A 16,160-nucleotide genomic window follows, 5' to 3' on the forward strand; every position below is an offset into this window, starting at 1 on the left:
TTCCCGTTCATTGCCGTCCGGAGCGCAGCATGGGCTGCACCTCGGGAAGCGTTTCGACGCGCACTTTCGCTCGCACCTCGGGGTTGAGTTGTTGAGCGATGGCGTCGTAGACCGCCTTTGCCCGCCTGAGGCCCAGGGCCATGTTGTGGGCGTCGGAGGCCCGTTTGTCCGCGTGACCGACGATATTGACCACGCCGCCCTTGCTCGCATCGATCTGCTTCGCGATCTGCGCCAGCAACACGTTAAAGCGCGGCTTGATCAGCGCTTTGTCAGTGTCGAAGAGCACGGTGCCTAGGAGAATCTGGCCTTGCTGAACTCCGACCACGGTGCTCGCCGGTTGACTCAACTCGGTACGCGCGGTGATGCGCGTGGCCTTGACCGCTGCCGGCGAAAGCATGCTCTTGAGCGCGGCTTCGACAGCCTGAACGCGGCCCAACGCAAGCGCCTCCGCTTCGCCATTGGCACGGATCACAAGATCGCCGCCGCCGTACTCGTTGACCTTGGCGGCCATCTTCTCGACCACGGGGAGGTAGTCCTGACGTAGATCGGCACTACCAGGCGCGAACATCACTTCACCGAATTCGATGTCGATCTGTTCCTTCTGTCCGGCTATCAAACCGTTTGGCAGCTTGACGCCGAAGTCGAATCTCACCGGCAGACCCGGCGTGATACGTCGCACCAGCGGGTTGGCCGTGGTGAATGCGGCGCCATCGGGCAGCGTGGACGGATCGACCTTCAGGATGAAGTTGCGGCCCCGGTTGCTGTCGCCGCCCAGGATGCCGGTCAGGTTGTAACGCCCGAACTGGTCGGTTTCGATGAGCAAGCCCTCCACCGAGGCGATACGCACGCCCGGGATGCCGCGTTCGTCGATGCCGGCGTTGCGCACGATGTAGTCGACCACATAGCCGTCTTCTGTCTGAGCGATGCGTCGCTCGACGGTCGGCTCGGCGCCGTTCAGACCCTTGGCCGCATCACCGCTTTTTTCAATCGTAGTTTTTCCTGCAGCATCCATGCGTAGAGTGACCCCTTGGCTGCTGGTGAGCACAAGATCGTTTGTGAAGCTTGGCTCGCGCAGGCGCTGGCGGATCACCACCTGGTGGTTCTCAACCGGGTCAGCTTCGGACTGACGACCGGAAATTGTGCCAATCGCGATGCCATGCAGCATCGGCGCGCTAGCGTCCGGCTCGGGCTGCGGACCTTGACCGCGGTCGACCGTCGTCGAGCCAGCGATGTAAGCCTCCGGTGCAAAACCACCCTGCACGCGCAGGCCGCTCAGGGTAGCCGGGTCTTGCCAGCCGTCGCCATCGCGGTCGTCGAATACCGTTCCCAGGATCAACGATTCGTCAACCAGCGGATCGGCCACCACCGAAACCTGTGCGGTCGCGATGTTGGAGATCGTGCGGCCACGACTGTTCTGCGCCGACGCCTGATTGATGTGCAGTCCCTGCCGCACGCCGGCACCGACCCTCAGCAAGTAGCTAATCGTGGCCTGCTTGCCAATCGCGACGTCAATGCCTCCGATCTGGATCGGGTAGGCGCTGCCGCTGACCGTGAAAGCACCGTCACCATCCGCAACTGCAACCGAGCCGGCCACATAGCTAAAGCCCATGGGTGGCGTGTCGGTGATTCGCGCGTTGACCACGTTACTAGCGCCGATGTTGGTTACCGTGAGCGTGTAGCGCACCAGATCACCGACCTTGGCTTCACGCACCGCCGAGGTCTTGACGATGCTGAGTTGCGCCGGAATCTCGACCGGGATACTGACCGAGCAGGCGCTACCGCATGCCGGATCGATGTCGCCACCATTGATCAGATTCAGCAGGTCGGATACGCCCGCTGGGATTGTGTCGGGGACGGTAAACACGACCGTGACAACGGCGGTACCGCCGGCCGGCACGCTCGCCACTGTGAGAGTGACAGAGCCACTCCCTGTGACTGGGCTACCGAAGCCACTGGCACCGCTCACGCTGGTCAGCGTGGCGCCCAACGGCACGTTCTCGGTGAAACGGTAGTTATTGAATGCCGTACCGCCGCTATTGCTCAGCGTGATGGTGTAGGTCAGCTGTTCGCCGGCCTCCGCGACACGAGGCTGGGAGCCGGTTTCACCAGTGAGTTGCTTCAATGGCGTGACGTATGCAGCGGTCGGCGTCACCACGCAAGCCGTACTCGGGCAAGCCGGATCAGGCGTGCTGGTTGGCTTGGCGATGTTGCTGACTGCGGCGGTGGTGATCTGTGCGCTGACACGTGCCACAAGGGTGACTACCAGGCTACCGTTGGCCGGCACCGTGAGGTTGCTCCACGTCGTGGTCTGGCCGCTGTTGGCACCACCATTGCTCGATGAGACATAGGCGAGGCCCAGGCTGAGCGTGTCACTGAGGTTGTAGTTGCTGACAGCAGTACCGCCCGCATTGGTCAGCGTGATGCTGTAGGTCAGCATTTCACCAGGCTCGGCAATACCCGCTTGCGCGCCGCTCTCGGCGCTGAGTGTCTTGACCAGCGTCACGTTAGCCGAGGTCGGCGTTTCCACACAGCCTGCGCTCGGGCAACTCGGATCTGGCGTGCCAGTCGGCTTGGCGATGTTGCGTACCGTGGCACCCGTGAGTGGCGTACTTACGATAGCGCGCACCGTCACCACCAGGCTGCCCGAGGCGGGGATCGTCAGACCCGTCCACGTCGTGCTCTGCCCCGCATTCACACCACCATTGGTCGAGCTCACGTACGTCAGGCCCGCGCTCAGCGTGTCCGTCAGCGCGTAGCCCGTCACCGCCACCGTGCTCGGGTTGGCAAGCGTGATCGTGTACGTCAGCGTTTCACCAGCCTCAGCGATGCCCGCCTGCGTGCCGCTTTCTCCAGCCAGCGCCTTGGTCAAGGTCACCGCCCCGATCGGGTGGCTGGTCGTGCACACGCCGCTGGCCGTGCAGGTCGCACCGGTCACCGCGTTGTTCACCGTGCCGGTCGCACCAGCGTTCACCGTCGCCGTGTAGGTCACCGCGTAGGTGCCCGCCGCCGTGCCCGAGGGCAGCGTGAACGTGCGCACCTGGCCACTGCCGCCGGCCGTGTACACGCCCGCCGAGGTCACCGAGCCGAACGTCAGGTTCGCACCCAGCGTGTCCGTCAGCACCGTCGCCGCCGTCGTCGCCGAACCAGTCACCGTCGCCGTCAGCGTGTAGCTGATCGTCTGCCCAGCAACCACCGTCGAGCCCGTCGCCGGCGTCGCCGTCTTGGCCACCGTCACCGTGCTGGCCGTCGGCGTCACCACGCAGCCCGTGCTCGGGCAACTCGGATCCGGATCACCAGTCTTTTTCGCAATGTTGTTGATGCTCGAGGACGCGATCGGCGTGTTCACCGTCGCCACCACCGTCACCACCAGGCTGCCCGAGGCGGGGATCGTCAGACCCGTCCACGTCGTGCTCTGCCCCGCATTCACACCACCATTGGTCGAGCTCACGTACGTCAGGCCCGCGCTCAGCGTGTCCGTCAGCGCGTAGCCCGTCACCGCCACCGTGCTCGGGTTGGCAAGCGTGATCGTGTACGTCAGCGTTTCACCAGCCTCAGCGATGCCCGCCTGCGTGCCGCTTTCTCCAGCCAGCGCCTTGGTCAAGGTCACCGCCCCGATCGGGTGGCTGGTCGTGCACACGCCGCTGGCCGTGCAGGTCGCTCCAGTCACCGCGTTGTTCACCGTGCCGGTCGCACCAGCGTTCACCGTCGCCGTGTAGGTCACCGCGTAGGTGCCCGCCGCCGTGCCCGAGGGCAGCGTGAACGTGCGCACCTGGCCACTGCCGCCGGCCGTGTACACGCCCGCCGAGGTCACCGAGCCGAACGTCAGGTTCGCACCCAGCGTGTCCGTCAGCACCGTCGCCGCCGTCGTCGCCGAACCAGTCACCGTCGCCGTCAGCGTGTAGCTGATCGTCTGCCCAGCAACCACCGTCGAGCCCGTCGCCGGCGTCGCCGTCTTGGCCACCGTCACCGTGCTGGCCGTCGGCGTCACCACGCAGCCCGTGCTCGGGCAACTCGGATCCGGATCACCAGTCTTTTTCGCAATGTTGTTGATGCTCGAGGACGCGATCGGCGTGTTCACCGTCGCCACCACCGTCACCACCAGGCTGCCCGAGGCGGGGATCGTCAGACCCGTCCACGTCGTGCTCTGCCCCGCATTCACACCACCATTGGTCGAGCTCACGTACGTCAGGCCCGCGCTCAGCGTGTCCGTCAGCGCGTAGCCCGTCACCGCCACCGTGCTCGGGTTGGCAAGCGTGATCGTGTACGTCAGCGTTTCACCAGCCTCAGCGATGCCCGCCTGCGTGCCGCTTTCTCCAGCCAGCGCCTTGGTCAAGGTCACCGCCCCGATCGGGTGGCTGGTCGTGCACACGCCGCTGGCCGTGCAGGTCGCACCGGTCACCGCGTTGTTCACCGTGCCGGTCGCACCTGCGTTCACCGTCGCCGTGTAGGTCACCGCGTAGGTGCCCGCCGCCGTGCCCGAGGGCAGCGTGAACGTGCGCACCTGGCCACTGCCGCCGGCCGTGTACACGCCCGCCGAGGTCACCGAGCCGAACGTCAGGTTCGCACCCAGCGTGTCCGTCAGCACCGTCGCCGCCGTCGTCGCCGATCCGGTCACCGTCGCCGTCAGCGTGTAGCTCAGCGTCTGCCCAGCAACCACCGTCGAGCCCGTCGCCGGCGTCGCCGTCTTGGCAACCGTCACCGTGCTGGCCGTCGGCGTCACCACGCAGCCCGTGCTCGGGCAACTCGGATCCGGATCACCAGTCTTTTTCGCAATGTTGTTGATGCTCGAGGTCGCGATCGGCGTGTTCACCTTCGCCACCACCGTCACCACCAGGCTGCCCGAGGCGGGGATCGTCAGACCCGTCCACGTCGTGCTCTGCCCCGCATTCACACCACCATTGGTCGAGCTCACGTACGTCAGGCCCGCGCTCAGCGTGTCCGTCAGCGCGTAGCCCGTCACCGCCACCGTGCTCGGGTTGGCAAGCGTGATCGTGTACGTCAGCGTTTCACCAGCCTCAGCGATGCCCGCCTGCGTGCCGCTTTCTCCAGCCAGCGCCTTGGTCAAGGTCACCGCCCCGATCGGGTGGCTGGTCGTGCACACGCCGCTGGCCGTGCAGGTCGCACCGGTCACCGCGTTGTTCACCGTGCCGGTCGCACCAGCGTTCACCGTCGCCGTGTAGGTCACCGCGTAGGTGCCCGCCGCCGTGCCCGAGGGCAGCGTGAACGTGCGCACCTGGCCACTGCCGCCGGCCGTGTACACGCCCGCCGAGGTCACCGAGCCGAACGTCAGGTTCGCACCCAGCGTGTCCGTCAGCACCGTCGCCGCCGTCGTCGCCGAACCAGTCACCGTCGCCGTCAGCGTGTAGCTCAGCGTCTGGCCAGCAACCACCGTCGAGCCCGTCGCCGGGGTCGCCGTCTTGGCCACCGTCACCGTGCTGGCCGTCGGCGTCACCACGCAGCCCGTGCTCGGGCAACTCGGATCCGGATCACCAGTCTTTTTCGCAATGTTGTTGATGCTCGAGGACGCGATCGGCGTGTTCACCGTCGCCACCACCGTCACCACCAGGCTGCCCGAGGCGGGGATCGTCAGACCCGTCCACGTCGTGCTCTGCCCCGCATTCACACCACCATTGGTCGAGCTCACGTACGTCAGGCCCGCGCTCAGCGTGTCCGTCAGCGCGTAGCCCGTCACCGCCACCGTGCTCGGGTTGGCAAGCGTGATCGTGTACGTCAGCGTTTCACCAGCCTCAGCGATGCCCGCCTGCGTGCCGCTTTCTCCAGCCAGCGCCTTGGTCAAGGTCACCGCCCCGATCGGGTGGCTGGTCGTGCACACGCCGCTGGCCGTGCAGGTCGCACCGGTCACCGCGTTGTTCACCGTGCCGGTCGCACCTGCGTTCACCGTCGCCGTGTAGGTCACCGCGTAGGTGCCCGCCGCCGTGCCCGAGGGCAGCGTGAACGTGCGCACCTGGCCACTGCCGCCGGCCGTGTACACGCCCGCCGAGGTCACCGAGCCGAACGTCAGGTTCGCACCCAGCGTGTCCGTCAGCACCGTCGCCGCCGTCGTCGCCGAACCAGTCACCGTCGCCGTCAGCGTGTAGCTCAGCGTCTGGCCAGCAACCACCGTCGAGCCCGTCGCCGGGGTCGCCGTCTTGGCCACCGTCACCGTGCTGGCCGTCGGCGTCACCACGCAGCCCGTGCTCGGGCAACTCGGATCCGGATCACCAGTCTTTTTCGCAATGTTGTTGATGCTCGAGGTCGCGATCGGCGTGTTCACCTTCGCCACCACCGTCACCACCAGGCTGCCCGAGGCGGGGATCGTCAGACCCGTCCACGTCGTGCTCTGCCCCGCATTCACACCACCATTGGTCGAGCTCACGTACGTCAGGCCCGCGCTCAGCGTGTCCGTCAGCGCGTAGCCCGTCACCGCCACCGTGCTCGGGTTGGCAAGCGTGATCGTGTACGTCAGCGTTTCACCAGCCTCAGCGATGCCCGCCTGCGTGCCGCTTTCTCCAGCCAGCGCCTTGGTCAAGGTCACCGCCCCGATCGGGTGGCTGGTCGTGCACACGCCGCTGGCCGTGCAGGTCGCACCGGTCACCGCGTTGTTCACCGTGCCGGTCGCACCAGCGTTCACCGTCGCCGTGTAGGTCACCGCGTAGGTGCCCGCCGCCGTGCCCGAGGGCAGCGTGAACGTGCGCACCTGGCCACTGCCGCCGGCCGTGTACACGCCCGCCGAGGTCACCGAGCCGAACGTCAGGTTCGCACCCAGCGTGTCCGTCAGCACCGTCGCCGCCGTCGTCGCCGAACCAGTCACCGTCGCCGTCAGCGTGTAGCTCAGCGTCTGGCCAGCAACCACCGTCGAGCCCGTCGCCGGGGTCGCCGTCTTGGCCACCGTCACCGTGCTGGCCGTCGGCGTCACCACGCAGCCCGTGCTCGGGCAACTCGGATCCGGATCACCAGTCTTTTTCGCAATGTTGTTGATGCTCGAGGACGCGATCGGCGTGTTCACCGTCGCCACCACCGTCACCACCAGGCTGCCCGAGGCGGGGATCGTCAGACCCGTCCACGTCGTGCTCTGCCCCGCATTCACACCACCATTGGTCGAGCTCACGTACGTCAGGCCCGCGCTCAGCGTGTCCGTCAGCGCGTAGCCCGTCACCGCCACCGTGCTCGGGTTGGCAAGCGTGATCGTGTACGTCAGCGTTTCACCAGCCTCAGCGATGCCCGCCTGCGTGCCGCTTTCTCCAGCCAGCGCCTTGGTCAAGGTCACCGCCCCGATCGGGTGGCTGGTCGTGCACACGCCGCTGGCCGTGCAGGTCGCACCGGTCACCGCGTTGTTCACCGTGCCGGTCGCACCAGCGTTCACCGTCGCCGTGTAGGTCACCGCGTAGGTGCCCGCCGCCGTGCCCGAGGGCAGCGTGAACGTGCGCACCTGGCCACTGCCGCCGGCCGTGTACACGCCCGCCGAGGTCACCGAGCCGAACGTCAGGTTCGCACCCAGCGTGTCCGTCAGCACCGTCGCCGCCGTCGTCGCCGAACCAGTCACCGTCGCCGTCAGCGTGTAGCTCAGCGTCTGGCCAGCAACCACCGTCGAGCCCGTCGCCGGGGTCGCCGTCTTGGCCACCGTCACCGTGCTGGCCGTCGGCGTCACCACGCAGCCCGTGCTCGGGCAACTCGGATCCGGATCACCAGTCTTTTTCGCAATGTTGTTGATGCTCGAGGACGCGATCGGCGTGTTCACCGTCGCCACCACCGTCACCACCAGGCTGCCCGAGGCGGGGATCGTCAGACCCGTCCACGTCGTGCTCTGCCCCGCATTCACACCACCATTGGTCGAGCTCACGTACGTCAGGCCCGCGCTCAGCGTGTCCGTCAGCGCGTAGCCCGTCACCGCCACCGTGCTCGGGTTGGCAAGCGTGATCGTGTACGTCAGCGTTTCACCAGCCTCAGCGATGCCCGCCTGCGTGCCGCTTTCTCCAGCCAGCGCCTTGGTCAAGGTCACCGCCCCGATCGGGTGGCTGGTCGTGCACACGCCGCTGGCCGTGCAGGTCGCACCGGTCACCGCGTTGTTCACCGTGCCGGTCGCACCTGCGTTCACCGTCGCCGTGTAGGTCACCGCGTAGGTGCCCGCCGCCGTGCCCGAGGGCAGCGTGAACGTGCGCACCTGGCCACTGCCGCCGGCCGTGTACACGCCCGCCGAGGTCACCGAGCCGAACGTCAGGTTCGCACCCAGCGTGTCCGTCAGCACCGTCGCCGCCGTCGTCGCCGATCCGGTCACCGTCGCCGTCAGCGTGTAGCTCAGCGTCTGCCCAGCAACCACCGTCGAGCCCGTCGCCGGCGTCGCCGTCTTGGCAACCGTCACCGTGCTGGCCGTCGGCGTCACCACGCAGCCCGTGCTCGGGCAACTCGGATCCGGATCACCAGTCTTTTTCGCAATGTTGTTGATGCTCGAGGTCGCGATCGGCGTGTTCACCTTCGCCACCACCGTCACCACCAGGCTGCCCGAGGCGGGGATCGTCAGACCCGTCCACGTCGTGCTCTGCCCCGCATTCACACCACCATTGGTCGAGCTCACGTACGTCAGGCCCGCGCTCAGCGTGTCCGTCAGCGCGTAGCCCGTCACCGCCACCGTGCTCGGGTTGGCAAGCGTGATCGTGTACGTCAGCGTTTCACCAGCCTCAGCGATGCCCGCCTGCGTGCCGCTTTCTCCAGCCAGCGCCTTGGTCAAGGTCACCGCCCCGATCGGGTGGCTGGTCGTGCACACGCCGCTGGCCGTGCAGGTCGCACCGGTCACCGCGTTGTTCACCGTGCCGGTCGCACCAGCGTTCACCGTCGCCGTGTAGGTCACCGCGTAGGTGCCCGCCGCCGTGCCCGAGGGCAGCGTGAACGTGCGCACCTGGCCACTGCCGCCGGCCGTGTACACGCCCGCCGAGGTCACCGAGCCGAACGTCAGGTTCGCACCCAGCGTGTCCGTCAGCACCGTCGCCGCCGTCGTCGCCGAACCAGTCACCGTCGCCGTCAGCGTGTAGCTGATCGTCTGCCCAGCAACCACCGTCGAGCCCGTCGCCGGCGTCGCCGTCTTGGCCACCGTCACCGTGCTGGCCGTCGGCGTCACCACGCAGCCCGTGCTCGGGCAACTCGGATCCGGATCACCAGTCTTTTTCGCAATGTTGTTGATGCTCGAGGTCGCGATCGGCGTGTTCACCTTCGCCACCACCGTCACCACCAGGCTGCCCGAGGCGGGGATCGTCAGACCCGTCCACGTCGTGCTCTGCCCCGCATTCACACCACCATTGGTCGAGCTCACGTACGTCAGGCCCGCGCTCAGCGTGTCCGTCAGCGCGTAGCCCGTCACCGCCACCGTGCTCGGGTTGGCAAGCGTGATCGTGTACGTCAGCGTTTCACCAGCCTCAGCGATGCCCGCCTGCGTGCCGCTTTCTCCAGCCAGCGCCTTGGTCAAGGTCACCGCCCCGATCGGGTGGCTGGTCGTGCACACGCCGCTGGCCGTGCAGGTCGCACCGGTCACCGCGTTGTTCACCGTGCCGGTCGCACCAGCGTTCACCGTCGCCGTGTAGGTCACCGCGTAGGTGCCCGCCGCCGTGCCCGAGGGCAGCGTGAACGTGCGCACCTGGCCACTGCCGCCGGCCGTGTACACGCCCGCCGAGGTCACCGAGCCGAACGTCAGGTTCGCACCCAGCGTGTCCGTCAGCACCGTCGCCGCCGTCGTCGCCGAACCAGTCACCGTCGCCGTCAGCGTGTAGCTGATCGTCTGCCCAGCAACCACCGTCGAGCCCGTCGCCGGCGTCGCCGTCTTGGCCACCGTCACCGTGCTGGCCGTCGGCGTCACCACGCAGCCCGTGCTCGGGCAACTCGGATCCGGATCACCAGTCTTTTTCGCAATGTTGTTGATGCTCGAGGACGCGATCGGCGTGTTCACCGTCGCCACCACCGTCACCACCAGGCTGCCCGAGGCGGGGATCGTCAGACCCGTCCACGTCGTGCTCTGCCCCGCATTCACACCACCATTGGTCGAGCTCACGTACGTCAGGCCCGCGCTCAGCGTGTCCGTCAGCGCGTAGCCCGTCACCGCCACCGTGCTCGGGTTGGCAAGCGTGATCGTGTACGTCAGCGTTTCACCAGCCTCAGCGATGCCCGCCTGCGTGCCGCTTTCTCCAGCCAGCGCCTTGGTCAAGGTCACCGCCCCGATCGGGTGGCTGGTCGTGCACACGCCGCTGGCCGTGCAGGTCGCACCGGTCACCGCGTTGTTCACCGTGCCGGTCGCACCAGCGTTCACCGTCGCCGTGTAGGTCACCGCGTAGGTGCCCGCCGCCGTGCCCGAGGGCAGCGTGAACGTGCGCACCTGGCCACTGCCGCCGGCCGTGTACACGCCCGCCGAGGTCACCGAGCCGAACGTCAGGTTCGCACCCAGCGTGTCCGTCAGCACCGTCGCCGCCGTCGTCGCCGAACCAGTCACCGTCGCCGTCAGCGTGTAGCTGATCGTCTGCCCAGCAACCACCGTCGAGCCCGTCGCCGGCGTCGCCGTCTTGGCCACCGTCACCGTGCTGGCCGTCGGCGTCACCACGCAGCCCGTGCTCGGGCAACTCGGATCCGGATCACCAGTCTTTTTCGCAATGTTGTTGATGCTCGAGGACGCGATCGGCGTGTTCACCGTCGCCACCACCGTCACCACCAGGCTGCCCGAGGCGGGGATCGTCAGACCCGTCCACGTCGTGCTCTGCCCCGCATTCACACCACCATTGGTCGAGCTCACGTACGTCAGGCCCGCGCTCAGCGTGTCCGTCAGCGCGTAGCCCGTCACCGCCACCGTGCTCGGGTTGGCAAGCGTGATCGTGTACGTCAGCGTTTCACCAGCCTCAGCGATGCCCGCCTGCGTGCCGCTTTCTCCAGCCAGCGCCTTGGTCAAGGTCACCGCCCCGATCGGGTGGCTGGTCGTGCACACGCCGCTGGCCGTGCAGGTCGCTCCAGTCACCGCGTTGTTCACCGTGCCGGTCGCACCAGCGTTCACCGTCGCCGTGTAGGTCACCGCGTAGGTGCCCGCCGCCGTGCCCGAGGGCAGCGTGAACGTGCGCACCTGGCCACTGCCGCCGGCCGTGTACACGCCCGCCGAGGTCACCGAGCCGAACGTCAGGTTCGCACCCAGCGTGTCCGTCAGCACCGTCGCCGCCGTCGTCGCCGAACCAGTCACCGTCGCCGTCAGCGTGTAGCTGATCGTCTGCCCAGCAACCACCGTCGAGCCCGTCGCCGGCGTCGCCGTCTTGGCCACCGTCACCGTGCTGGCCGTCGGCGTCACCACGCAGCCCGTGCTCGGGCAACTCGGATCCGGATCACCAGTCTTTTTCGCAATGTTGTTGATGCTCGAGGACGCGATCGGCGTGTTCACCGTCGCCACCACCGTCACCACCAGGCTGCCCGAGGCGGGGATCGTCAGACCCGTCCACGTCGTGCTCTGCCCCGCATTCACACCACCATTGGTCGAGCTCACGTACGTCAGGCCCGCGCTCAGCGTGTCCGTCAGCGCGTAGCCCGTCACCGCCACCGTGCTCGGGTTGGCAAGCGTGATCGTGTACGTCAGCGTTTCACCAGCCTCAGCGATGCCCGCCTGCGTGCCGCTTTCTCCAGCCAGCGCCTTGGTCAAGGTCACCGCCCCGATCGGGTGGCTGGTCGTGCACACGCCGCTGGCCGTGCAGGTCGCACCGGTCACCGCGTTGTTCACCGTGCCGGTCGCACCTGCGTTCACCGTCGCCGTGTAGGTCACCGCGTAGGTGCCCGCCGCCGTGCCCGAGGGCAGCGTGAACGTGCGCACCTGGCCACTGCCGCCGGCCGTGTACACGCCCGCCGAGGTCACCGAGCCGAACGTCAGGTTCGCACCCAGCGTGTCCGTCAGCACCGTCGCCGCCGTCGTCGCCGATCCGGTCACCGTCGCCGTCAGCGTGTAGCTCAGCGTCTGCCCAGCAACCACCGTCGAGCCCGTCGCCGGCGTCGCCGTCTTGGCAACCGTCACCGTGCTGGCCGTCGGCGTCACCACGCAGCCCGTGCTCGGGCAACTCGGATCCGGATCACCAGTCTTTTTCGCAATGTTGTTGATGCTCGAGGTCGCGATCGGCGTGTTCACCTTCGCCACCACCGTCACCACCAGGCTGCCCGAGGCGGGGATCGTCAGACCCGTCCACGTCGTGCTCTGCCCCGCATTCACACCACCATTGGTCGAGCTCACGTACGTCAGGCCCGCGCTCAGCGTGTCCGTCAGCGCGTAGCCCGTCACCGCCACCGTGCTCGGGTTGGCAAGCGTGATCGTGTACGTCAGCGTTTCACCAGCCTCAGCGATGCCCGCCTGCGTGCCGCTTTCTCCAGCCAGCGCCTTGGTCAAGGTCACCGCCCCGATCGGGTGGCTGGTCGTGCACACGCCGCTGGCCGTGCAGGTCGCACCGGTCACCGCGTTGTTCACCGTGCCGGTCGCACCAGCGTTCACCGTCGCCGTGTAGGTCACCGCGTAGGTGCCCGCCGCCGTGCCCGAGGGCAGCGTGAACGTGCGCACCTGGCCACTGCCGCCGGCCGTGTACACGCCCGCCGAGGTCACCGAGCCGAACGTCAGGTTCGCACCCAGCGTGTCCGTCAGCACCGTCGCCGCCGTCGTCGCCGAACCAGTCACCGTCGCCGTCAGCGTGTAGCTCAGCGTCTGGCCAGCAACCACCGTCGAGCCCGTCGCCGGGGTCGCCGTCTTGGCCACCGTCACCGTGCTGGCCGTCGGCGTCACCACGCAGCCCGTGCTCGGGCAACTCGGATCCGGATCACCAGTCTTTTTCGCAATGTTGTTGATGCTCGAGGACGCGATCGGCGTGTTCACCGTCGCCACCACCGTCACCACCAGGCTGCCCGAGGCGGGGATCGTCAGACCCGTCCACGTCGTGCTCTGCCCCGCATTCACACCACCATTGGTCGAGCTCACGTACGTCAGGCCCGCGCTCAGCGTGTCCGTCAGCGCGTAGCCCGTCACCGCCACCGTGCTCGGGTTGGCAAGCGTGATCGTGTACGTCAGCGTTTCACCAGCCTCAGCGATGCCCGCCTGCGTGCCGCTTTCTCCAGCCAGCGCCTTGGTCAAGGTCACCGCCCCGATCGGGTGGCTGGTCGTGCACACGCCGCTGGCCGTGCAGGTCGCACCGGTCACCGCGTTGTTCACCGTGCCGGTCGCACCAGCGTTCACCGTCGCCGTGTAGGTCACCGCGTAGGTGCCCGCCGCCGTGCCCGAGGGCAGCGTGAACGTGCGCACCTGGCCACTGCCGCCGGCCGTGTACACGCCCGCCGAGGTCACCGAGCCGAACGTCAGGTTCGCACCCAGCGTGTCCGTCAGCACCGTCGCCGCCGTCGTCGCCGAACCAGTCACCGTCGCCGTCAGCGTGTAGCTCAGCGTCTGGCCAGCAACCACCGTCGAGCCCGTCGCCGGGGTCGCCGTCTTGGCCACCGTCACCGTGCTGGCCGTCGGCGTCACCACGCAGCCCGTGCTCGGGCAACTCGGATCCGGATCACCAGTCTTTTTCGCAATGTTGTTGATGCTCGAGGACGCGATCGGCGTGTTCACCGTCGCCACCACCGTCACCACCAGGCTGCCCGAGGCGGGGATCGTCAGACCCGTCCACGTCGTGCTCTGCCCCGCATTCACACCACCATTGGTCGAGCTCACGTACGTCAGGCCCGCGCTCAGCGTGTCCGTCAGCGCGTAGCCCGTCACCGCCACCGTGCTCGGGTTGGCAAGCGTGATCGTGTACGTCAGCGTTTCACCAGCCTCAGCGATGCCCGCCTGCGTGCCGCTTTCTCCAGCCAGCGCCTTGGTCAAGGTCACCGCCCCGATCGGGTGGCTGGTCGTGCACACGCCGCTGGCCGTGCAGGTCGCACCGGTCACCGCGTTGTTCACCGTGCCGGTCGCACCTGCGTTCACCGTCGCCGTGTAGGTCACCGCGTAGGTGCCCGCCGCCGTGCCCGAGGGCAGCGTGAACGTGCGCACCTGGCCACTGCCGCCGGCCGTGTACACGCCCGCCGAGGTCACCGAGCCGAACGTCAGGTTCGCACCCAGCGTGTCCGTCAGCACCGTCGCCGCCGTCGTCGCCGATCCGGTCACCGTCGCCGTCAGCGTGTAGCTCAGCGTCTGCCCAGCAACCACCGTCGAGCCCGTCGCCGGCGTCGCCGTCTTGGCAACCGTCACCGTGCTGGCCGTCGGCGTCACCACGCAGCCCGTGCTCGGGCAACTCGGATCCGGATCACCAGTCTTTTTCGCAATGTTGTTGATGCTCGAGGTCGCGATCGGCGTGTTCACCTTCGCCACCACCGTCACCACCAGGCTGCCCGAGGCGGGGATCGTCAGACCCGTCCACGTCGTGCTCTGCCCCGCATTCACACCACCATTGGTCGAGCTCACGTACGTCAGGCCCGCGCTCAGCGTGTCCGTCAGCGCGTAGCCCGTCACCGCCACCGTGCTCGGGTTGGCAAGCGTGATCGTGTACGTCAGCGTTTCACCAGCCTCAGCGATGCCCGCCTGCGTGCCGCTTTCTCCAGCCAGCGCCTTGGTCAAGGTCACCGCCCCGATCGGGTGGCTGGTCGTGCACACGCCGCTGGCCGTGCAGGTCGCACCGGTCACCGCGTTGTTCACCGTGCCGGTCGCACCAGCGTTCACCGTCGCCGTGTAGGTCACCGCGTAGGTGCCCGCCGCCGTGCCCGAGGGCAGCGTGAACGTGCGCACCTGGCCACTGCCGCCGGCCGTGTACACGCCCGCCGAGGTCACCGAGCCGAACGTCAGGTTCGCACCCAGCGTGTCCGTCAGCACCGTCGCCGCCGTCGTCGCCGAACCAGTCACCGTCGCCGTCAGCGTGTAGCTCAGCGTCTGGCCAGCAACCACCGTCGAGCCCGTCGCCGGCGTCGCCGTCTTGGCAACCGTCACCACTGCCGCCGGCAAGATGGGCGTGGTGACTGTGCTCCTGCAACGGGCCGGCACCGGCGATCCGGTCGTGCAGGCCGCGTCACCGCCGCCGCTGACGATGGCGGTGTTGACAACGCCCGGCGCAGGAACCGCGACGGTGGGCGTCACCGGAATGACGAAACTGATGGACGCGCCGACGGCCAGCCCAGCCGGAATGGCGCAGGCCACGACTTGACCAACGGCAGAGCACCCCGCCGGCATCGCACCGAGGGTCAAGCCCGCTGGAATGGGGTCGTTCGCCGTGGAGGGCGCCGTGGTCGCTGCGGTACCATTATTGGTGACCACCAACGTGTAGCCAGCGACCTGACCCACCACAAAATTGGCTGCGCTGGCTGTCTTGACAATGGACAGCACCGGCGCCGTCACAGTGGTGACTTCCGGATCGGACCATTGGCACACGCCGCCGGGACCAGGCACCGCACATGTCATCGTGCTCGGCAACGTGACCGTAGCCGTGTTGGTGACCGACGTCTGCGCGAATGCCAGAGGTCCGGCATGCAGCCCCCCGAGACAAACGAGCCACATACAAGCGCGGCGGAGAAAACTCATATTGATCTTCTTTTTTCGGAAGCTTGCCGCCTCCATGGCCCCGGGCCGCTGTTCAGCGGCGGAAGCGAACTATTACGAACGACTCGAACCTCGATTCGTTACAAAGCAAACTCATCCCTCGTTGGTCATTGTGACAAAAACAGGTCAAAAGACCAATGATTTGCCGCATCGTTATAGGGAAAAGTTCACACAATTTCACACAAGTTCACACAAACAAGGGAAAGACGCGAGACTCGGCCTGCCCCGCCCACGTCAGCCCGGCAATCAGCTCGCTCGCCCTCCGTGCTTGGCGCCCTGCTCAATGGTCAGAATGGGGATTTCGATCCACCCCCCCAAACGTCGCCGAGAGTCAGCGGGTGTTCACATGACAAAAATCGCACCTTCGATGCTTGCGACTTGGAGCTACTTGCTCGTTCGCCCCCGCGCTCTTCTGGCTTCCACTGGACTTGCGCGACAGGCTAAAAATCTCCGAACCCGCCACCAAATCGCCAAACAGTTCGCTCCACATTCTTTTGAAAGACTTGTTCATTGCTACTCCAGTTTTCCTTGAAGAAGGCATCCGGCCGTCGCAATTTGAAGCTGCAGAACAATCCTTGACGTCCAACTACGTCGACGGCCCACACCG

At 67.1% G+C, this 16,160-nt stretch carries 3 protein-coding genes and 1 pseudogene; 1 reads left to right on the forward strand and 3 read right to left on the reverse strand.

Features of this window, described 5'->3' with window-relative positions; translation table 11 throughout:
- Positions 1–7 precede the first annotated feature (7 nt).
- Entirely contained in the window at positions 8–14,947 is a 14,940-nt protein-coding gene (locus ACAM52_RS21890) for an isopeptide-forming domain-containing fimbrial protein (RefSeq protein ID WP_369647760.1), read from the reverse strand.
- On the opposite strand from ACAM52_RS21890, the gene ACAM52_RS21895 reads away from it, so the two are divergent.
- Entirely contained in the window at positions 14,934–15,161 is a 228-nt protein-coding gene (locus tag ACAM52_RS21895; protein WP_369632837.1) for a hypothetical protein, read from the forward strand. The genes ACAM52_RS21890 and ACAM52_RS21895 overlap by 14 nt on opposite strands.
- Here the strand turns inward: ACAM52_RS21895 and ACAM52_RS21900 are convergent.
- Together ACAM52_RS21900 and ACAM52_RS21905 are read right to left on the reverse strand one after the other, a co-directional pair.
- Positions 15,095–15,571 (reverse strand): annotated as a pseudogene (locus ACAM52_RS21900) (hypothetical protein); the annotation flags it as partial. The gene ACAM52_RS21895 and the pseudogene ACAM52_RS21900 sit on opposite strands and share 67 nt — an antisense overlap.
- Positions 15,572–15,884: 313 nt before the next feature.
- Positions 15,885–16,064 carry a hypothetical protein gene (locus tag ACAM52_RS21905; RefSeq protein WP_369631514.1) on the reverse strand — a complete coding sequence of 60 codons (180 nt, stop codon included), beginning with the start codon at positions 16,062–16,064 and terminating at the stop codon, positions 15,885–15,887.
- Between the last annotated feature and the right edge of the window lie 96 nt (positions 16,065–16,160).

The sequence above is a fragment of the Variovorax sp. V118 genome (assembly GCF_041154445.1).
Taxonomy (GTDB): domain Bacteria; phylum Pseudomonadota; class Gammaproteobacteria; order Burkholderiales; family Burkholderiaceae_C; genus Variovorax; species Variovorax boronicumulans.